This window comes from Metabacillus arenae, assembly GCF_014773385.1.
In the GTDB taxonomy this organism is placed as follows: Bacteria; Bacillota; Bacilli; order Bacillales; family Bacillaceae; genus Metabacillus_D; species Metabacillus_D arenae.
The window spans coordinates 280,602-302,448 of record NZ_JACXAI010000001.1 but is presented as its reverse complement, the minus strand read 5'-3'; the positions used below and the strand labels follow the sequence as shown (position 1 = coordinate 302,448).

Annotated in this window: 19 protein-coding genes; 17 read left to right on the top strand and 2 right to left on the bottom strand. The window is 36.5% G+C overall.

Annotated features, from left to right (window positions below):
• Positions 1-150: 150 nt before the first annotated feature.
• The 7 genes from IC621_RS01540 (at position 151) to phoU (ending at position 8,648) form a co-directional block, all read left to right on the top strand.
• A complete protein-coding gene (locus IC621_RS01540) occupies positions 151-1,443 on the top strand; it encodes an MFS transporter (protein WP_191155010.1) in 1,293 nt (430 codons plus the stop codon).
• A gap of 121 nt (positions 1,444-1,564) precedes the next feature.
• A complete protein-coding gene (locus IC621_RS01535) occupies positions 1,565-3,691 on the top strand; it encodes a peptidoglycan D,D-transpeptidase FtsI family protein (protein ID WP_396652957.1) in 2,127 nt (708 codons plus the stop codon).
• A gap of 190 nt (positions 3,692-3,881) precedes the next feature.
• Positions 3,882-4,862, top strand: coding sequence for a PstS family phosphate ABC transporter substrate-binding protein (locus tag IC621_RS01530; RefSeq protein WP_191155009.1), 981 nt, complete (start codon positions 3,882-3,884; stop codon positions 4,860-4,862).
• 77 nt (positions 4,863-4,939) lie between these two features.
• Positions 4,940-5,881, top strand: a complete 942-nt coding sequence (gene pstC / locus IC621_RS01525; protein ID WP_191155007.1) for a phosphate ABC transporter permease subunit PstC — start codon at positions 4,940-4,942, stop codon at positions 5,879-5,881.
• A gap of 1 nt (position 5,882) precedes the next feature.
• Positions 5,883-6,764 carry a phosphate ABC transporter permease PstA gene (pstA, locus tag IC621_RS01520; RefSeq protein WP_191155005.1) on the top strand — a complete coding sequence of 294 codons (882 nt, stop codon included), beginning with the start codon at positions 5,883-5,885 and terminating at the stop codon, positions 6,762-6,764.
• A gap of 32 nt (positions 6,765-6,796) precedes the next feature.
• On the top strand, positions 6,797-7,606 hold the full coding sequence (gene pstB / locus IC621_RS01515; protein WP_191155003.1) for a phosphate ABC transporter ATP-binding protein PstB: 810 nt from the start codon (positions 6,797-6,799) through the stop codon (positions 7,604-7,606).
• A gap of 382 nt (positions 7,607-7,988) precedes the next feature.
• On the top strand, positions 7,989-8,648 hold the full coding sequence (gene phoU, locus IC621_RS01510; RefSeq protein ID WP_191155082.1) for a phosphate signaling complex protein PhoU: 660 nt from the start codon (positions 7,989-7,991) through the stop codon (positions 8,646-8,648).
• 136 nt (positions 8,649-8,784) lie between these two features.
• On the opposite strand, the gene IC621_RS01505 is transcribed toward phoU, so the two are convergent.
• Positions 8,785-9,285 (bottom strand): endolytic transglycosylase MltG, encoded by a 501-nt coding sequence (locus IC621_RS01505; protein WP_191155001.1) that lies wholly within the window; start codon positions 9,283-9,285, stop codon positions 8,785-8,787.
• Positions 9,282-9,632 carry a hypothetical protein gene (locus IC621_RS01500; protein ID WP_191154999.1) on the bottom strand — a complete coding sequence of 117 codons (351 nt, stop codon included), beginning with the start codon at positions 9,630-9,632 and terminating at the stop codon, positions 9,282-9,284. Before IC621_RS01500 ends, IC621_RS01505 begins: the two co-directional genes overlap by 4 nt.
• Before the next feature lie 329 nt (positions 9,633-9,961).
• Here IC621_RS01500 and IC621_RS01495 point away from each other — a divergent pair, with 329 nt between their 5' ends.
• The 10 genes from IC621_RS01495 to IC621_RS01450 all read left to right on the top strand — a co-directional run bounded on the left by IC621_RS01495 (position 9,962) and on the right by IC621_RS01450 (position 21,284).
• Positions 9,962-10,387, top strand: coding sequence for a DUF4912 domain-containing protein (locus tag IC621_RS01495; protein ID WP_191154997.1), 426 nt, complete (start codon positions 9,962-9,964; stop codon positions 10,385-10,387).
• A gap of 124 nt (positions 10,388-10,511) precedes the next feature.
• Positions 10,512-11,681, top strand: a complete 1,170-nt coding sequence (locus IC621_RS01490; RefSeq protein ID WP_191154995.1) for a glycosyltransferase family 4 protein — start codon at positions 10,512-10,514, stop codon at positions 11,679-11,681.
• Between the two features lie 18 nt (positions 11,682-11,699).
• Positions 11,700-14,057, top strand: a complete 2,358-nt coding sequence (locus IC621_RS01485) for a sugar phosphate nucleotidyltransferase (RefSeq protein ID WP_191154993.1) — start codon at positions 11,700-11,702, stop codon at positions 14,055-14,057.
• A 110-nt stretch (positions 14,058-14,167) separates the two neighbouring features.
• On the top strand, positions 14,168-14,317 hold the full coding sequence (rpmG, locus tag IC621_RS01480) for a 50S ribosomal protein L33 (protein ID WP_191154991.1): 150 nt from the start codon (positions 14,168-14,170) through the stop codon (positions 14,315-14,317).
• A gap of 206 nt (positions 14,318-14,523) precedes the next feature.
• Positions 14,524-15,087, top strand: coding sequence for a 5-formyltetrahydrofolate cyclo-ligase (locus tag IC621_RS01475; protein ID WP_191154989.1), 564 nt, complete (start codon positions 14,524-14,526; stop codon positions 15,085-15,087).
• Complete coding sequence (locus IC621_RS01470; protein ID WP_191154987.1) at positions 15,084-15,875, top strand: DUF92 domain-containing protein; 792 nt, start codon at positions 15,084-15,086, stop codon at positions 15,873-15,875. The genes IC621_RS01475 and IC621_RS01470 overlap by 4 nt, the downstream gene beginning before the upstream one ends.
• A gap of 645 nt (positions 15,876-16,520) precedes the next feature.
• On the top strand, positions 16,521-18,053 hold the full coding sequence (locus tag IC621_RS01465; protein ID WP_191154985.1) for a rhomboid family protein: 1,533 nt from the start codon (positions 16,521-16,523) through the stop codon (positions 18,051-18,053).
• A gap of 270 nt (positions 18,054-18,323) precedes the next feature.
• On the top strand, positions 18,324-19,787 hold the full coding sequence (locus IC621_RS01460; RefSeq protein WP_191154983.1) for a spore germination protein: 1,464 nt from the start codon (positions 18,324-18,326) through the stop codon (positions 19,785-19,787).
• A gap of 274 nt (positions 19,788-20,061) precedes the next feature.
• Positions 20,062-20,265 carry a YqgQ family protein gene (locus IC621_RS01455; RefSeq protein WP_191154981.1) on the top strand — a complete coding sequence of 68 codons (204 nt, stop codon included), beginning with the start codon at positions 20,062-20,064 and terminating at the stop codon, positions 20,263-20,265.
• Between the two features lie 50 nt (positions 20,266-20,315).
• On the top strand, positions 20,316-21,284 hold the full coding sequence (locus IC621_RS01450; RefSeq protein WP_191154979.1) for an ROK family glucokinase: 969 nt from the start codon (positions 20,316-20,318) through the stop codon (positions 21,282-21,284).
• Positions 21,285-21,847: the final 563 nt, after the last annotated feature.

Here is a 21,847-nt window from a genome sequence, read left to right as displayed (position 1 = left end):
TAGAGTATTCTGCTCCTTGATTCTACCCTGTCACTTTTCCCTGCTCATAACGGGCAGCCATGGAAATTTCACTTTATTTCTTCCTCAATTTTTACATATCTCCCTTTTCTTAAGACACACTATATGTAGACGAAGAAGGGGAGTTTTAGAATGTCTAAGCTAAAGAAATTAATCGGTGATGTTGAGGTTAATCGGGATTTAATTCTTTTATTAGTTATAGGAGGACTATACTCATTAAGTATTGCGTTATCAAATACATTTGTAAATGTTTATCTATGGAAACAGACGGGTGAATTTCTTGACCTTGGGATATATAATTTGTCAATCGTTGTACTGCAGCCCTTAACTTTTATTGTGGCTGGAAGGTGGGCAAAGAAGATCGATCGTGTCATCGTTCTGCGGTTAGGTGTTTCATTTCTTGCAGTATTCTTTTTAGCGGTTCTTTTAATAGGAGATAACGCAGAAAAAATGATTATTTTTTTAGGAGCATTATTAGGAATCGGTTACGGCTTTTATTGGCTTGCTTTTAATGTCCTAACGTTTGAAATAACAGAACCTGAAACAAGAGATTTTTTTAACGGATTTTTAGGGATTTTAACTTCAACAGGCGGTATGGTAGGCCCGATTGTTGCTGGTTTTGTCATTTCAAGATTTATAAATAATACAGGGTACCTCATTATTTTTGCAATCTCTCTGATTTTATTTACGACTGCTGTGATTATAAGTTTTTTCTTGAAAAGACGGCCGGCCCATGGACAATACTTGCTGAAAAGAATATTTAATGAACGCAAGAACAACCGGAATTGGAGTCTTATCACCAATGCTCATTTTTTTCAAGGACTTAGAGAAGGTACTTTTATTTTTGTGATTAGTGTATTTGTTTTTATTACTACTGGAAGTGAACTGGCTTTAGGTACGTTTGGGTTAGTGAATTCTGCGGTAGCTTTTATCTCATATTATTTGGCAACAAGATTGATTACAAAAAAAATCAGAAAGAAGGCAATTCTAGGAGGAGGTCTTCTCCTTTATGCCTCAATTTTTCTTATTTTATTTAATTTAACTTACCCTAAATTGATTATCTATGCTGTTGTTATTGCTATTGCCTATCCAATGCTGCTCGTTCCCTATGTTTCTTTAACATATGACGTGATTGGGAGAGCATGGAAGGCTGGAGAAGCTAGGATAGAGTATATCGTTGTTAGAGAGCTGTTTCTGAATTCAGGCAGGGGAGTTTCCATCTTATTGTTTATTGGTGCCGTTTTCTTTTTTGATGAAAAACAAAGCATACCTATCCTGTTAGCAATTGTTGGATCAGGTCATGCCTTTATTTATTTGTTTGTTAAACATATTTATTTAAAAGAAACAAATGAATCCGTTCGAGAAGACGGACAAAAACATATGCCTGAACCGAATCTTGTTGATGGGGAAAGTGGAAATGCGTGACAATTATATTACAATTATCGATATTTGTAGAAATAAGTCGAAAACATCATTTAAAATATGAAATAGACACCTATTACGGGTGTCTATTATTACGTTACAATTACAAATGCAGGTGATTCGCATGACGAACCAAACAAAAAAGAAAAAAACATTGCCACTACGTTTAAATATCCTATTTTTGCTGATTTTTCTTGCATTTTCTGCCATGATCTTCAGATTAGGACTTCTTCAAATTGTTTATGGAGAGGACTATAAAGAAGAGGTGGAAAAAAAAGAGGAAGTAAATGTAAGCACGTCTGTCCCGCGCGGTAAAATTTATGATCGCAATTATAATGCCGTCGTAGATAATAAGCCGCTCAATGCTATTACATATACTAGATCTGCATCAACAAGCCAGGAAGAGAGGCTGAAGGTCGCCCGAAAACTCGCTGAAATTATTGAGCTGGATACTAAAAAAATTACCGAGCGTGATAAAAAAGACTATTGGATTGTTACACGACCTGAAAAGGCAGAAGCAAAGATAACTAAGGAAGATTTGCAAAATGTAGAAGATGGAAAAATGAAAGAAGAAGACCTTTACCAGCTTCAGCTTAATCGAATCACAGCAGAGGAACTTGCTGAAATCACAGATGAAGAATTAAAGGTTTTAGCGATTAAAAGTAAAATGGACAGCGGTTATGCTCTAACTCCGCAAATCATTAAAAATGATAATGTTACTAACGAGGAATACGCTTATATAAGTGAGCATCTTGAAGATTTGCCAGGTGTTGATATTACAACCGACTGGCAAAGGCAATACCCTTATCAAGGAATGCTCCAAACTCTTTTAGGCTCTACAACAGATGCGAATGAAGGGTTGCCTCAAGATCAATTAGATTATTACCTTGCAAGAGGATACAGTCGTAACGATCGAGTCGGTGTTAGTTATTTAGAATATCAATATGAAGATGTGCTTCAAGGACAAAAAGAAAAAATCCGCAACATTACAGATAAAGAGGGCAACATTATCGATACTGAAATGATTTCTGAAGGAGAAGCAGGTAAAGATTTAGTTCTAACAATAGATATGGAACTGCAGCAAGAAGTAGAAGCAATCATTACAGATGAATTACTGGCAGCAAAAAAGAAATCCGGCACACAATTATTAGACAGAGCTTTTGTTGTTATGATGAATCCTCAGAACGGTGAATTATTATCAATGGCAGGAAAACAGATCGTAAATGAGGATGGGGAGAGAAAAGTTGAAGATTTTGCTCTCGGTGCTATGACAAGCTCCTATACGATGGGATCTGCGGTAAAAGGTGCCACTGTCTTAACCGGCTATCAAACAGGAGCAATTCAACCAGAGTCTGTGCTTTTGGATGAACCTCTATACATAAAAGGTTCACCTGTAAAAAAATCTTATCAAACAATGGGATATATTAATGATTTAACAGCGCTACAACGGTCCTCTAACGTGTACATGTTTAAAACAGCAATTGAAATGGGAAATGGCGAGTATCGCAGAAATAAATCCTTACCTCTTGAAACCAAAGCCTTTTCTACATTTAGAAACTATTTCAGCCAATTTGGATTAGGTGTGAAAACGGGTATAGACCTGCCAAATGAAGCAAAAGGATTTAAGGGTAAGGATTACACACCTGGTTTACTGCTTGATTTTTCTATTGGACAATATGACACTTATACACCTCTGCAAATGGCACAATATGTTTCGACCATTGCCAATGAAGGCTATCGGATGCAGCCGCAAATTGTCAAAGAAATTAGAGAGCCTGATCCTCAAGAAGGAATCGGACCGGTCATTAAATCCGTACAGCCCGAAGTTCTTAATAAAGTGGACATGAAAGCTAGTTATGTCAAAAGGGTCCAAGAAGGTTTTCGAAGAGTTATGCAGGAAAAAAGAGGAACTGCGTATGGGTATTTCATGGGAGCAGATTACAACCCTGCTGGAAAAACAGGGACTGCCCAGGCATTCTATGACGGGCCTAACGAAGACAAGTTTTTAACACCAACTTATAATTTAACTCTTGTTGGATATGCTCCCTTTAATAACCCAGAAGTGGCTTTTGCAGTTGTGGTACCTTGGGCCTATGAAAACGCTAGTGATTCTCACCCGATTAATAATCAAATTGGGAGAAGAATTATGGATAAATATTTTGAACTTAATGAAAAACAGGAAGAAGAAGGCTTAAAAAATGAAAATATCGAAAAAATTCAAGAAGAAGCAGAAGGAACAACAGAAGAATAAAAACACTTGATTTTACAGAGAATAAAGGCACTCATAAAGAGTGCTTTTTTTATGAAGATACAAATTTTGACACGGTTCTTCATGGATTTACAAAACCTTTACATTTCTTTAAAACAGAATTAACACTTAGGCGTTATTGTATTACTCGTAGGACAAAAACACCACTTAAATAGTAGGGGGAATTTTAGAAATGAAGAGCTTCAAATTTTTAGCGATGTCAATTATGATATCTTCTTTACTAGCTTTTACAGCTGCGTGCGGTAACGGCGGGGGCGGAGCAGAAGGTGGCCAAACAGAAGAAAATGGCGGTTCTGAAGAAGCAGCTGCTTTAGAAGGTGAAGTTGCAATTGACGGTTCTTCAACTGTTCAACCAATCGGTGAAGCAATCTCTGAAGAATTCAATATGGAATATGCTGATGTTAAAGCACCAATCGGTGTTTCTGGTACTGGCGGTGGGTTTGAGCGCTTCACGGCTGGTGAAACTGATATTTCTCAAGCATCTCGTCCAATTAAAGATGAAGAGAAAGCTAAAGCTGAAGAGGCTGGAATTGAATATACTGAATTTGAGGTTGCTAAAGACGGTCTTTCTGTAGTTGTTAACAAAGAAAACGATTTTGTTGATAAATTATCTGTTGAGGATCTAAAAAAATTATGGATTGATGACGGAAAGACAAAAAAATGGTCTGATATTAATCCAGAATGGCCAGATGAAGAAATAGCTTTCTTCTCTCCCGGAACTGACTCAGGTACTTATGATTACTTCAATGAAGTGATTCTTGAAGATGAGCAAATTGTAAAAGCTGCTACTCTTTCTGAAGATGACAACGTATTGGTAAAAGGCGTAACTTCTAATCCAAATGGAATTGCTTACTTCGGTTATGCATATTATTTAGAAAACAAAGATAACTTAAAAGTTGTTCCAATCGTAAACGAAGAGGGTAAAGCAGTAGAGCCAACAAACGAAACAGTTGAATCTGGTGATTACAATCCACTATCTCGTCCATTATACATCTATGTAAATAACGCTTCTCTTAAAGACAAAGAGCAAGTATACGAATATGTGAATTTCTATTTAGAAAATGCTGGAGAAATGGCTGAAGCAGTTGGATATGTTAGCTTGCCGCAAGAAGATTATGATGAGCAGCTAAAAGAACTTGAAGGCTTAAAATAAGCAAATAAAATCAAATAAGATGAGAAGCAGCCAAGTGCTTCTCATCTTCCTATGTTATTGGGAAAGGGGTTTTCCATATGGCTTTGTCAAACGGACAATCTATCAGCGGTCTGATAAAAGAGAGAAAAAATAAAAAAAGTGCGCTGAATGTAATAGAAAAAGTAATACCGATCTTTTTGTTTTTAACTGCAATAGTTTCGATATTAACTACGGTGGGAATCGTTCTAACTTTGATTTTTGAAACTTTCACGTTCTTTACAAGAATACCGTTTATTGATTTTGTAACACAAAAAGAATGGTATCCCTTCTTTGGAAATGATCCATCTTATGGTATTATTGCCCTGATTTCTGGAACATTGCTAATAACAGTAATTGCTGCAATTGTTGCAGTGCCTATTGGGCTGGCAGCTGCCATATTTTTGAGTGAATATGCATCTGATCGAACAAGAAGAATTATTAAACCGATATTAGAGGTTTTAGCTGGAATACCGACTATTGTTTACGGATTTTTTGCTTTATCATTTGTTACTCCTTTACTGCAACAAATCGTGCCTGAATTAGGTTTCTTTAATGCATTAAGTCCAGGGATTGTGGTTGGTATCATGATTATTCCGATGATTGCCTCTCTTTCCGAAGATGCGATGAGTTCTGTGCCTAACTCCATGCGTGAAGGAGCTCTTGCAATGGGGGCTACTAAATTTGAGGTGGCAATGAAAGTTGTTCTGCCTGCAGCGGTGTCTGGGGTTGTTGCATCTTTTGTACTTGCTCTTTCTCGAGCGATTGGGGAAACGATGATTGTAACGTTAGCTGGTGGAGCTACACCAAAGTTAACATTCGATCCAACGGAATCTATTCAGACGATGACTGCTTATATTGTGCAAGTAAGTTCAGGTGATGCTGGATATGGAACGACTATTTATTACAGTATTTATGCTGTTGGGATGACATTGTTCCTATTCACATTTATAATGAATATTTTTGCACAATTTATATCACGTCGCTTCAGGGAGGAATACTAAGATGAGGCAATTGGTAGATCCGCAAATAGTAGCGAGAAAAATGGGCGGACGTTTATTAAAAAACAAATTCTTTAAAATTTTGTTTTTGATTGCTACTTCAATCTCGCTTATTGTACTTGCAATCTTAATATATCGGATATTCACTCAAGGAATTGGCTATTTAACACCAGAATTTTTCCAGAACTTTCCCTCTCGTCTAGCGGAACGATCAGGAATTAAAGCGGCACTAGTGGGATCAATTTGGTTAATGGGAGTAACCATCCCTGTCTCATTGATTCTTGGTGTGGGAACGGCTATTTATCTGGAAGAATACGCGAAAAAGAATAAAATTAATGCTATTATTCAAACTAACATTTCAAATTTAGCCGGCGTTCCGTCAATCGTTTTTGGATTGCTTGGTTTAACAGTGTTTGTTCGTTTTTTTGGATTTGAACGTAGTATTTTGGCAGGTGGTTTAACGATGGCGCTTCTTATTTTACCTGTCATCGTTGTAGCTTCCCAAGAAGCGATCAGATCAGTGCCAGGGCATTTGAGAGAAGCATCTTATGGAATGGGTGCATCAAAATGGCAGACTATATATCGAATTGTCCTGCCTGCTGCTATTCCTGGAATTTTAACGGGGAGTATATTAGCCTTCTCACGTGCAATAGGAGAAACTGCACCATTACTTGTAGTCGGAGCATTTGCTTTTGTTAATTTTCTCCCTGAAAGTGTAATGAGTACATTTACCGTAATGCCGATCCAAATATATAACTGGGCTTCAAGACCTCAGGCCGAATTCCAGGATGTTGCTGCAGCTGGTATCATCGTGCTTTTTATATTCTTAATCGTTATGAACTCAGTAGCTGTAGCGATTCGAAATAAGTATTCAAATCGTTATTAAAAGTCTTTAATAGGATGAAGGAGGCTTTCAAAATGGAAGTGAAAATAATGGAGAGAGAGCAAAATCAGGATGCAACAGATAAAAAGAAAAGTGTTGTATATAAGACAGACAATCTAAACCTCTGGTACGGAAAGGATCAGGCTCTAAAAAATATTGATTTAGATATATATGAAAATGAAGTGACTGCGATAATCGGTCCATCAGGATGCGGGAAATCCACATACATTAAAACATTAAATCGTATGGTAGAATTGATTCCTATTGTTAAAACATCGGGTAAAATTCTATACCGCGGTAAAAATATTTTTGAGAAGTCTTATGGTGTAGAAGAACTCCGTACTCAAGTTGGAATGGTTTTTCAAAAGCCAAATCCTTTTCCTAAATCTATCTATGATAATGTTGCTTACGGTCCTAGAATTCATGGAATAAAAGATAAAAAAATTCTAGACGAGATTGTTGAAACAAGTCTTAAAGGTGCAGCGATTTGGGATGAAGTAAAAGATCGCCTGAAAGAAAATGCATATGGGTTATCAGGCGGCCAGCAGCAGCGCCTTTGTATAGCGCGTTGCTTAGCTATCGAACCTGATGTAATCCTTATGGATGAACCTACATCTGCACTTGACCCGATATCTACAATTAAAGTAGAAGAGCTTGTTCAAGAATTAAAAATGAACTACAGTATCATCATTGTTACACATAACATGCAGCAAGCTGCTCGTATTTCTGACCGTACAGCTTTCTTCCTTAATGGAGAGGTTGTTGAATATGACAAAACAAATAAGCTCTTTTCAAATCCTTCTGACAAACGAACAGAAGACTATATTACAGGCCGTTTCGGGTAAACTTTAGATGGATGAAGTCGTGCGCCTATCTGGGCTCGCACGGCTTTTGATATTCCATATAGTTAAGAACCGCTAAAAGAATGATTGAATTTAAGGAATTAACGTATCCACCTAAGACGGACGGAAGTTGCTGATGTGCTGGACCAGGGGCGTACACATCGTCGTTTCCGGACAGTTTATAGTTGCATCTTCGTGCAAACTAGCCCAGTTATCCCATAAAAGTAAAGACAGCTTTTTTGGGAGACTTCCCTTAAGCTTGTTTTAGGTTGGACAAGTTTTGTTTGCGCTTTCTTTCAGAGTTTATCTTTAACTTACACAGACTGTTCAAGACACATTTCTTGAGCATTATTTCGAACAGTTTTTTACTAACAAAGGAGGAGTTATTATGGTACGGGAAAAATTTGAATTTGATTTAAATACATTAAGACAAAAATTAATAGAACTAGGAAGTCTTACTGAAATAGCTCTTGGAAAAGCAATAGATGCTTTGGAAAATCAAAATATAGATTTAGCTTTACAAGTAATTGAGGAAGATACAAATGTAGACAGCCTTGAAGAAGAAATTAATGATTTTGCTATTTTATTAATTGCTAAACAACAACCTGTTGCTACAGATTTAAGAAGAATTATAGTTGCGATTAAAATAGCATCTGATATTGAACGTATGGCTGATTTTGCTGTAAATATTTCAAAATCAACGATTCGAATCGGTAAGGAACCGCTTGTAAAACCAATTAACCATATCAAAAAAATGCATGCAATCGCAACAGAAATGCTTTCCTCTTCGATTAAAGCATATAATGAGGAAGATGTGGTTCTAGCTAAAAGAGTTGCAGATATTGATGATCAAGTAGACGAATTATACGGTGAAACAATAAAAGATCTATTGAATCTGATGCCTGATCATAAAGGGTCCCTTCAACAGATTTCACAGTTAATGTTTATATGTCGTTTTATAGAAAGAACAGCTGATCATGCAACAAATATTTCGGAAAGTGTTTTTTACCTAGTAAAAGGGAGACACTATGATTTAAATACATAAAAAATCGAAGGCTTAGCGGCCTTCGATTTTTTATAGTTTTAGTAAATTCCAGTTGGTCAGAGTATTAACTTATTAAAGTTTTTTATTGTTGTCCAGCCTGAGGGGGCTGTTCAAGGGGCCGTGAGCTTTCCGTTTCTTATTTTGTTAATACATTAGCAATTTCTCTAAAGCTCATGCCTCTTGATAGCTCGTAAGAACCAGATCGAATTTTAGTATGGTAATTTGCTTCTATCAGATAGGCATTTAAATCAGATGCCGAATTAATAATTCCTTCTTGCTCAAGGATGTTAGAGACATCACCTGTACTCATTCCATCGCTGATTGTCAGTTTGTATTTTGCACTTGGAGGCTTTTCTTCTTTTTCTTGGTTGCTTCCATCAGAAGGTTGTTTTTCTTGTTCAGCCTTAAGCTTGATGGCCGTTTCCTTGTAACCAACTAATTCATCGTATTCTTTTTTTGCAACTGCAATTTGATCATTTTTATTTAAGTAACTAGAAATGTCAGTTTCACCTACTTCTCTTTTTACGTCAACATCTTCAGCCTTTTTTTCTTTTTCAAATAGAAAATAAGTGGCTGCTAAAACAGATGTTGATAATATCATACCTGCTGCAAAGGCTCGAAAACCGGTCTTACTCATGTTAAGACCCTCTCATTCTGCTTGATGATCATGTTAACTTCCTCTTTTGTTACATGTTCTGCTTTTGCAATTGCATCAACTGACATCCCATTTTCGTATTTTGAAAGGATTTGGCGAACTGTATGCTGATCAATATTGCTTTTGGTATTTGAAATAACAACCTCACTAGGAAGCAGTTCTTCTTCAAGTACGCGAACTTTCTTTTTTAATTTATAAATTTCCTGCATGGCTGAAAGCTGCAGGGTGTCAACGTCCTGTTCAAGTTCTTTAAAGGAATCTCTTTGGAAAAAAGATAATCCAATTAGGACAATACTGATGAGGAATAAAGCCGCTATAACAAATTCCATTTTAACCACCTTCTATTCTTAAGTTCCCTTATTATTTATATCATATATTCGACAAATTTCGTAGAACTTTTAACATTTTCCTTTGTTTTAGTTCCAAAAAGTGTAGACAGATTAATGAAAAATCGTGTAAAAACTGTTATCTCTCGGGATTTGCCTCAATAGCATAAAGCGAATCTGTCAGTGAAGGTTACATAACGTCTGTTTGCTGGTTATACTTCTCGTCACAGAAGGAATAGTAACTTGTGTTTTTGTTTTTTCATAGAAAAGATTGCTTTGTGCGAAATCATTAAGTACATTAAAGGTAGGAAATAGAAGGGAGAATAAAGGCTATGTATACTGGCAATCCAGATTTTGGGGAAGATTGGCTCAGAATCTTGCCTAAAAATGAAAAAACCATATATAGTTATTGGAATGTCTCTCTAGCGACTTCTTCTGCTGTGGAATTTTTGCTAAAAGAAAGCGACCTTTTGATGATTTTCCGTTTATTTCAAAAAACAAACAATGAACAAAAATTTCAAGATTTATACATCCCATCCGGACAAAACTCCTTATCTGTTACCAACCTTCAAGGAAAGTTCACCTATTATGGAGAATTACTACTGTATAATTCATTAAACCACTCTATAACCATTTCTCGTTCAAACGAAATAATCCTCCCTGTAAATCAAGTGGATGACAGCCTTTCATGGTCGGACCTGTTAACTTCAAATCACCAAGAAAGCAATTTTTCAGCATATACTACATACGAGAATTAATTTACAAACATTAAAAAGTATATAGCTTTATAAAAACAACTCCAATAACATAGAGGAGTTAATGATATTCAAAACAGATATTAAGCCTAATTCCACAGCCATTAATTCAAAAGGATGAAAGCTAATGCATGATAGTCGATTGCGCATCTTACTTTTATCAACCGAATTCCCACCCTTTATTGAAGGAGGACTTGGGAGACATGTATCCGATCTGTCTAGATTTTTAAGCCAAGAAGGTCATCGAGTAACCGTATTAACGCTCCATAAAGAGAACAAAAGAGAAACTGAATACAAGCATGATTGTCGGATCATTAGAACAATACCCCCTAAAGAATTCTTTAAAGATCGTATTGAATGGTCATTAAATGTAAACTTTGCATTTATTCAAGAAGCTGTCTCTCTTAATGAAGAATTTGACATTATCCATTCTCACGATTGGCTAACAGCAAATGCAGGAATCTATTTGAGTAAGATTATGAATATTCCTTTAGTTTCAACAATCCATGCTACCGAAAAAGGAAGAAAAGGGAAAATTACTTCTGCTATAGAAAAAGCCATTCATCATTTAGAAAGTGAACTAATTACTAGCTCCTCTTCCATTATTGTTTGCAGTAATCAGATGAAAGAAGAGGTATTAAACCAATTTTCTTTAGAGCCATCCAAACTCTCGATCATCCATAATGGAATAGACCCAAAAAATTTTGAAATCCCGTCTTCTGCAAAGCATATATTAAAGAAATATCATTTCCAAAATCCCTATCTTTTTACAATGGGCCGTTTTGTTGAAGAAAAAGGAATTCACTATTTAATTGAAGCATTCGCCAAAATACATAAAAAATGGCCCGATTTATATCTAATTATAGCAGGAAAGGGGCCATGGATAGAGAATTATAAAACAATAATCGAAAAATATCATATTCAAAAACGAGTCATATTTACTGGTTTTATCGATGAGCTAGAGCGAAATATACTATTACAGAATGCAATTGCGTCCGTTTATCCAAGTTATTACGAACCATTTGGAATTGTTGCTTTAGAAAGCTTAATGATGAAAACGCCTTTAATTGTGTCAGATAAAGGCGCATGGACTGAATGGATTAAGGATCAACAGAATGGTTTTATTTTTTCCTATGTTGGAAGTCAGCGATTAGATGATACTATTCAATTCGTCATCAAACATACAGATCTTGCAAAGCAGGTTGGTCAAAAGGGGTATGAGACAGTCATGAACGATTTTCAATGGAAGGATCTCGTACATACGGTTATTGCTGTTTACAAGCATGTATTAAAATAAGGGGTTGATCACTTTACTATGAAAGCAGTCATCCTTGCAGGGGGGGAAGGGAAAAGGTTGCTTCCATTAACTTCCCACCTCCCTAAACCAATGGTTCCCATTTTAAATAAGCCGGTTTTGGAGTATACATTGGAATTGTTAAAAGTACATGGCTACACCGAAATTTATATTACTGTTCAATATTTAAGTCAAATGATTAAAAGACATTTTGAGGATGGATCAAAATGGGGAGTTAACATCCATTTTGCAGAGGATCCTTTTCCTCTTGGAACAGCCGGAAGTGTCAAAATGCTAGAGTCCTATTTAAAAGAACCTTTTTTAGTAGTTAGCGGCGATGCATTAATGAACTTCAATTTATCTAAAGGAATGTCTTTTCATCAGAGCAAGGATACAATCGCAACAATTGTAACAAAATCTTTTAAACACCCGCTTGAATATGGGGTTGTTCAAACAGATAAGGAGCACCTTATAACAGATTTAACAGAAAAACCTCGTTGGAACGAGGTCAAAAGTGATGAAGTAAATACAGGAATATACTATTTTAATCCGGATATTTTCAGATTTATTCCAGAAGACCAGCCCTCGGATTTTAGTCAGGATATCTTTCCTATCTTTTTGAAGAAAGGGATCCGAATTTCTGCCTATAAAGAAACAGGGTATTGGCGGGATATTGGAACATTTGCCCAATATGAGGAAGCCCAAAGGGATTTGCTGCAGAAAAAAACAAGTCTAAAATTAAAAGGGATTGAAGTAGCTTCAGGGATTTGGCTGGAAGATGGGGTTTTTATAAGCGAGCGGGTGAAGTTAAACGGACCAATATATATTGGCAAGGATACACATGTGGAAGAAAATTGTTCGATCGGTCCATTTACAGTTATTGGGAATTCAAGCTACATTGGAGAACAATCATTTCTTGAAAAATCAATTGTATGGGATCATGTTCATTTACAGTCCTGCTGTCACGTTCAACAAGCCCTTATTGCAAACCATGCGATTCTCTCTCACTCTTCAAAAGTAATGGAACGATCTGTCCTTGGTGAACATGTTCATTTAGAGCAGCATGTTCTTATTAAAGAGAACAAAAGAATATGGCCAAACAAAGTCATCGAAGCAGAGACGATTGTGCATGATTCTGTACTCACAAGCTTGTCATGGTCATCAAAGCTGTTTGGAAAAAATGGGATCAAGGGAATTGCGAATATGACGATTACCCCTGATTTTATTACAAAGTTAAGTCTCACTTATGCCGGATGTATTGAAAAAAATGCAACGATATTAATAGGATCTGATGAGGATGATTTTGCCCTCATCATGAAAGAGTTAATGAAACAAGTACTTCGAACTACAGGCATTGATATCGTTGACAGCACTGAACCAATGACAAAACCAATTTTTCGTTTTGGCTGCTATCATCATCAAAATGTTCAATATGGCATCTTTTTGTTTAAAAACGAGAGGAATGAAATGACGATTCATTTTTATGACCAGAATGGTTATCCTATTGACCACAGCTTTGAAAGAAAAATAGAAAATGGCTACGCGACCGAAAATATCAGAAGATCCCAGAAATTTGGAGAGGTAACCCCTTATTATCACCTTATTGCCGATTACTTTTCTGCTGTAAAAAAAGAACCAATGCTGCCAAGTAACACTCCAACCTATGGAATCATCAACCATTCCATCATTCCAACACGAAAAATTCTCTCACATCAACGGTTTTCCTTCATTGAATTCAAAAGTGTAAAGGATATAAAAATGAAAGTAGATGGTATCTTCATTTTTGATCGAACAGGCGAGGTTCTGAAAATAATGGATGAACACGGAGAGCTATTAACTGAAGATCAGCTCTTAAGCCTCTACATATATACATGCAGGCAAGATCAAAACCAAGACATTTACTTGCCGGTAACTAGCTCTAATCACCTCCAATCATATGCTGTAAATTCGGGTAAAACCATTCAATTAGTCTCACAAAATGTCAGAGAGCAAATGGAGGCAGCCGGATCACCATTATATTGGAAGTATGACGGCATCTTTTTCTTTCTAAAACTTATGTCTACGTTGCAGCAGCAATTTACTTCAATTTCATCTATCCACCAATCTGCCCAAACATCACATGTTCTTCGAGAATATGCCCCGTGTCCGATTGAGAAAAAAGGAACTGTCATGCGAAAGCTATTGGAAGAACACGAAGAATGGTACTCTGATACAGCTGAAGGACTGAAATTTGTCCATTCCAGCAAGAATTGGACAGTAATCTCACCTGATATAGAAAAACCGTTTTTAAACATCTATTCACATGCAGATGAATGGGTGGATGCAAAACAAACGGCAGAATACTATATCAAAAAGATTATGCAGTATCAAAAAAAATAAACCAATCTCTAAGAGTGAGAAAAAATAAAATAAAGTGGAATTCCCAGGCGAATAGTGATATTATAGTTAGGTCTGATTCATTATTGTTTATCCAGTTTGGAGGGAAAATCATGCGTGTAAACATTACACTAGCTTGCACAGAATGCGGCGAACGTAACTATATTTCTAAAAAGAACAAGCGAAATAATCCAGATCGTATGGAATTAAAAAAATATTGTTCACGTGATAATAAAATGACAACGCACCGTGAAACAAAATAATGCAAGCTAAAGATGACTAAAGAGAATCCTATAGTCATCTTTTTATTTGCTAAAAATCATCCTAACGATTAGCCTGGAAATTAGATGGATTATCAAAACCAAGCAAATATAGATTCAGTAAACACTAACTCTCATATTTTCTAGCATTATTAATAAAGTGAGTTAAATTGAACTTAATAAAAGGTGATGGAAGGAGTGAGGAGAAAGTGAACAAAAAGAAGCTTCGTGAAAATGTGAAAAAAAAATTAGAAGAGTATAAACAACCTATATTTAACCAATTAACGGAAAGAGTTTTACATAACTTATATCATACAACAGAATGGAAAAATGCAGCAACAATTGGAGTTACTTTTGCACGAAATCGGGAAATTCCTACCTTTTCTTTAATTAATAAGGCATGGGAAGAGGGAAAAATAGTATGCCTTCCAAGATGCAACCCCGTTACGAAACAGATGAACTTTCGCAAATTCACACATGAAGATGAGCTTGAAACCATTTATTTTGGATTAAAGGAGCCGATTGAATTAAAAACAGAACTTATTCAGCCTCAAGATATTGATTTACTAATCGTTCCAGGGGTTTGCTTTAATAAAAGCGGTTTTCGTATTGGCTATGGCGGTGGATACTATGATCGATATTTAGCTGACTTTCAAGGGATAACTTTGTCTTTAGGATTATCTTGCCAGCTTGTCGATGATTTGCCAATAGAAGACCATGACATCCCGGTTAGAAAAATTATAACAGAACATGAGGTGATCTCTTGTCAATGAATGGCTGGGATATGCTGGTTGGTTCTTTGTTTAGCCTGGCTATCTCATATGGAGGCTACCGCGCCCATTCCTTAACTAAAAGCGGGGCTGCTGCAGCTTTCTTTGTAGGATGTAGTATTTTCCTTGGATTTTGCTGGATAGGTTTTCTGTTGTTAGGAGCATTCTTTGTAAGCTCAAGCCTTTTAAGTAAATTCAAAAGAGAGAAGAAAAAATCTGTGGAACAATTATTGGCAAAAAGTGATAAAAGGGACTATGTTCAAGTACTTGCAAACGGAGGGGTTCCAGCGGTTATTAGTATTTTTCAAGTAATGGCTCCATCACATATATGGTTTTTTTTATTTTCTATTTCTCTTGCGGCTGCAAATTCTGATACTTGGGCAAGTGAAGTTGGGACATTGAGTAAAGGTAATCCTAGAATGATGTTCACATTAAAACAGGTCGAACGGGGAACATCAGGTGCTGTCTCTTTGCTTGGGACATTAGCAGGTTTAAGCGGCTCTTTTTTCATAGCTATTTTGGCTTTGATCGTAACAGATATAACTGTGCTTGCCTTTGTGTTGATAATGGTCTTTGGTTTTGCTGGAAATTTAATTGATACAATAATTGGCGGAATATTACAAGTGAAGTACCTCTGTTCCTCATGTAAAAAGGTAACTGAGAATCCTGTTCATTGCAAAGTTCATGGCAGGAAGATATCTGGGATTTCGATCTTCAATAATGATGTAGTGAACTTTGTTTCAATAGTGGCTGCAGTGATCATAGGATTTGGTTTTTCCTTTAAAGTATAGGATTTTTTAAGTATGCTTTGAGATCATAAACAAATCTGCCTAAAATGGAGAGATCACTGCCTTCCTGTCAGCTCGACTTCCTTTTGTCGACAAAAAGCTATTCATTCTAAAAAAGTTTTCAATCTGAGTGGTGGACAGCATAAAAAAACTTATTTAAACAAACAGTAACTGTAGGAGGGATGAAAAGTGCGAAAAATGAATACTATTTTAATCCTGCTTATAGGAAGTATGTTTGCTTATAGGTACAGATATCAGTTAGTCAACTTTATTTTAGGACAGAGAAGTATCCGGCGGTTTTTTATCCATTCTTCGTTAAGAATACCTTATTTACGTGACAAGTTTGTTCATAGGGTATTTCAATAAATTGTAAAAATAACCAGCCTTCCAATGGGAGTCTGGTTATTTTTATGAAGGGTATGAAAGTTAGCTCCAAGCGCTGTAGGAGCCTATGTCACAATTGAATCCTTCAAGAGGGTTAAAGAACAACTTGCTTTAAGGTTCTTCCTTGTCCCCTAAGGAATAGAATTTTCTTACTATAAGAAACAATCATCAGGGGTAATGTAAATACCGGACTGTATGCTTTTACTTCTGTAAATTGTCATTGCTTGGTATAATGAAGAAAAAGGATACGGAGCGTATCAATTTATGTTATTAAAACAAGAATATTTTTTTTGGGAATTAATTAGAGAATTAATAATTAAACATGATTATCAATTGATTAATTTATCGAACGACCATCAGGAAGTATGGCTTGAGCCTGTAAAAGTAAAGGAATTTCAGTTAATCCGCCTGAAACGGCTAGACATTGACTGGAGCCATTCTTTAAGACAGGATGCCCAATCGGCCGGTCAGGAATTTGAAAAGATCCGCAAGCAAACAGGTAGAAGAGATCTGAACATTTTAAATGTTTATGTCACCACATATCTTCCTGTAGATGATTGGCATGAAGAGTTTCAAAGGCCGATAACTTTCAATAAAACAGTGTTAAAGACAGAGCTGATTGCATCAGAGTTTCAAAGGGAAAAACTTGAGGATCTTGAGGAATATTTACATGTACAGCTTGCACATCTTTTGGTTGATCAAGGGAAAGACATTGATTATAGTGACATTCAAGGCTTAAAGAATGAAGTTGAGCAACACCACTCACAAAGAGTAAATGAAGAAAGACAGGTTTTTGAGTTCGGTAAACCAATCTTCACTTATTTTTTTATTGGGATTCAAGTTATTATGTTTTTTTTGCTTGAGCTTTTTGGCGGCAGCCAGAACACGGAAACGCTCGTCCGTTTTGGCGCAAAATATAATCCGCTTATTTTAACAGGGGAATGGTGGCGTCTTATTACACCAATTTTCCTGCATATTGGGATGATCCATCTATTTATGAACACATTGGCTTTATTGTACATAGGAAGTGCCGTCGAGAAAATTTATGGTTCATTTAGATTTTTACTCATTTATTTTATCGCGGGTATTGCTGGATCACTTGCAAGCTTTGCTTTTAGCCAATCTGTTTCAGCAGGAGCATCCGGTGCTATTTTTGGGTGCTTTGGCGCATTATTATTTTTAGGAATAAAAAAACCAAAGCTATTTTTCAGAACAATGGGTTCAAGCATTATCATTGTCATTGCTATTAATTTGTCGATCGGCTTTATCGTGCCGGTTGTAGACAATGCTGGTCACATAGGGGGATTGATTGGAGGATTTGCAGCAGCTATTCTAGTTCAGCTTCCAAATAATTCGAATGTTAGCGGCAGACTGCTTGGTCTACTATTAACTGCTGCGTTATTTGGCGGACTTGCTTACTTTGGTTTTTCTCAACACGTATCAGCTTATCCAGCAGTTGCTTTATCGAGAGCCCAAGAGCTAGTTGAGCAGGAGCAATTTGAAGAGGCTAAAGAGCTTCTCTTGGAAGCGAGTAAAAATGAACAAGCACCTGTTCAAATCGTTTTTTTACTTTCCTATACAGAACTTCAGCTCGGAGAAATAAATAATGCTAAAAAAAATTTGTTGACTGTGGTAGAAAGAGATCAGACTTTCCATCAAGCTTATTTTAATTTGCATCTAATCTATCTTAGGGAAAACAAAGTTGATAAAGCTGAGGAAGCATTGGATAAGGCTTTAGAAATTAAACCAGATGATGAACTTTATAAAAGTTATAAAACCGCGCTGGAGTCAGCTTAATTTCTGAATAAATTGTTACGGCTGCTCAACAGGTTAATACTTTTAAATGGGAAAAGTCATTTGCTATAAAAATAAATGGAACGGAACTGCCAATAGGATCAGTGCCCGTTCCATTTTGATTTTTAACACGTAAAAAGTAATTTTTTACACCCTCCCACTTACTCCCGATGATTATTCTTGATAGAAGTTTTCCTATATTCAAGGTATGTTTTTCCAAATGGATGTCAAAGCTTATTTTTGAACTGTTTGTTAAAAGATTGGAGTAAATCGATGAGTAAAGATAAGCTGAAACATCCTGTTTTAAGTGAATTAAGTGAAAATAGAGCCTATCTAAAAGAAAGGCTTGGCGTAGGCAAAAGCTTTGATGTTATAGAGCTTGATGTTGAGTATGCAGGCAGGAACATGAGCTTATTTATGATTGATGGATTCGTAAAAGACGATATTCTACACTATTTAATGAAATTTTTAGCTCAGCTATTACCTGAACATATAGAGGAAAGTCCATTACATAAGTTGATAAAAACATATATTCCATATGTTGAAATTGATACGATAGATGATCTGGAAAAAATTGTTGACACAGTGCTTGCTGGTCCAACCGTTCTCTTAGTTGATGGAGTGGAGCAGGGGATTGTTATTGATGCCAGAACATACCCGGTTAGAGGACCAGAGGAACCTGACACTGAACGGGTTGTCAGAGGGTCTAGAGACGGTTTTGTAGAAACAATCGTTTTTAACACTGCTCTGACAAGAAGAAGAGTCCGTGATCGTTCTCTCAGGATGGAATATATTCAGATCGGAAGACGATCAAAAACAGATGTTGTCATAAGTTATTTAGAAGATATAGCAGATCTAGAGCATGTGGAAGATGTGAAGAAATCTCTGCAAAACATTGATACAGATGGTTTGCCAATGGCAGAAAAGACATTGGAGGAATTTATTGCAGGCCACCATCTGAATCCTTATCCGCTTGTCCGTTATACAGAGCGGCCTGACACAGCTGCAGCCCATCTTTATGAGGGGCATGTCATCATATTTGTTGATGGTTCACCTAGTGCATTGATTACTCCGACGACTTTTTGGCATCACCTTCAGCATGCAGAGGAGTACAGGAATAAACCGATAACTGGTGCATATTTGCGAATGGTTCGATTTTTAGCGGTTTTTGCGGCTATTTTTCTTCTCCCGCTCTGGTATATTTTTGCGGATAATCCTAACCTATTGCCTGACCCACTTGCCTTTATTGGCCCCAACGAAGCTGGTAAAGTGCCGCTTTTACTTCAATTTTTATTTATTGAAATAGGAATAGATATGCTGAGGATGGCAGCTATCCACACCCCATCCTCGTTAGCTACAGCATTAGGACTGGTTGCAGCGCTTATGATCGGTCAAGTTGCAGTTGAAGTTGGCCTTTTCTCAAATGAAGTGGTTTTGTACCTTTCTATTGCAGCAATCGGAACGTTCGCTACCCCTAGTTATGAACTTGGAATGGCAAACCGTATTGTAAGGATGGTTTTACTGGTAGTAACCGGATTTTTCGGAATATACGGTTTTGTTATCGGAATCTTCCTGTGGGTTTTGATGCTTGCTCGCCTTAAATCATTTAATGTCCCATACTTATGGCCCTTTATCCCGTTTAATTATCGGGCGATTAGAGATGTCTTTATTAGAGCGCCAATCCCTTTAAAAAACCGAAGACCAAGGTATTTGCATCCACAGGACCCTGACCGATAAAAGGAATAAGCTGAAATGCCGGACTTTTCTATAGCGATATCGAGAAGTCTGGTTTTCTTTATTTTAAAATCGTATTTAACTAAGTATGGATGCAGCTTCATTTTCCTAGACCAGAAAACTTAAGGTTCAACCACCAAGGGTTTGTGTCTGGTGCTTAGGCTATTCCTTTTCAATCCACTTTCGCTTTTTCTTCATAAAGGCATTTTTCCTTCTTGACGCTGAAAAACTTTAGTTTATACTTATTTTGTAGAGAATGATTAAAATTGGTGATAAAATGAAAACGGTATATGATGTTCAGCAGCTGTTAAAAAAATATGGTATTTTTATTTACATAGGGGACCGGCTTTCAGATCTTGAACTGATGGAAGTGGAAATTGTTCAATTGTATCAAACAAGGTTAATTGAATCTAAAGAGTATCAGTTGGCAATTCTTCTTTTAAGGCAAGAGGCTCAGCGTCTGCGGGATAGTTTGTCTTAATGCAAACAATGCAAACGGTTTCTTAATTATTACAAAAAAGGGTGAGGAATTTGGAAGATAAATGGTATGTAGGTGTTGACCTTGGGGGTACAACAATTAAAATGGCATTTACTAATCATTATGGGGAAATAATTGTGAAATGGGAAATCCCTACTGATAAATCAGGGGAAAATATTACAACAGATATTGCTAAGGCAATAGATGCGAAATTATTGGAATTAAACGAACCAAAATCACGACTTATTGGTATTGGAATGGGGGCACCAGGACCTGTAAACCTTGAAACAGGGGTAATATATGAAACAGTAAACCTTGGATTGAAGGAAAACTATCCTTTAAAAGATCATTTAGAGCTGGAAACGGGGCTTCCTTCAGTCATTGACAATGATGCAAATCTTGCAGCATTAGGTGAAATGTGGAAAGGGGCCGGAGATGGTGCCAGAGATCTCATTTTTATTACACTCGGAACAGGAGTCGGCGGAGGAATTATTTCGAACGGCGAAATTATCCATGGCATAAATGGGGCAGGAGGAGAAATTGGTCATATTACCTCTATTCCGGAAGGGGGAGCTCCTTGTAACTGCGGTAAAACGGGATGCATAGAAACAATATCTTCTGCTACTGGCATTGTTCGAATTGCGATGGAAAAAATAGAAAAAACGAATAATAAAAGCTCCTTACATCGATTGTTAGAGGAGAATGGGGCAGTAACTTCAAAGGATGTCTTTGAAGAAGCAGGTAACGGGGACCCGCTTGCTAATGAAATTGTTGAATACATAACTTTTCATTTAGGTCTGGTTATTGCCAACTTGGCAAGTGGATTAAACCCGGAAAAAGTTGTACTTGGTGGAGGAGTTTCAAAAGCAGGAGAAATATTGCGCGAAAAAGTGGAAAACCATTTTAAAAACTTCGCATTTCCACGAGCTGCCAAAGCTGCAAATGTTGTTATTGCCACTTTAGGCAATGATGCAGGTGTAATTGGCGGCGCATGGCTAGCGAAAACGAAATTCTCTCGATAAGTCTCAAGAGAAATTGAACTGCGTCCAGCAGTTCTTTTTTCGTTTTTGGAAGTTTAATAAATTAAAGTTAGCTATCGATGTCCAGCTCCAGGCGCCATCGGCTCGAGTTCATACTAGTGCTTCTAAACTTTTCGTTCTTGGAGAAAAAATCTATTCTACTTTTAGAAGGGGATAGTAAAGATGTTGCAAAAATGGAAAATATAGGCATATTCCTGGAATCTAGATATTTTGGAATATGCAGGGGAACAATAAAATAAGTCAAATTACTTCTATACATTTGTTCAACATTTACATTAGAATATTCATAATATTTTTACTTTTAATAAAATCGAAACTTTTTTTGTTTAAACACGTCTAATATTGGGTAAGAAAACATAGGACATATACTATTCTATCATTTGAATGTAAGCTCAGTATTAAAAAATATTGATTTTTTGTAAAAGAAGTATTAAGATATGATTTAGTTGTTTTGTATGAGACCTAATTTATGGAAATTGTTAACTTTAAAAAACAAAAACAGAAAAATCGTTTGTTGTTCCGCAGGTTCTACCGTAAGAGGAGGA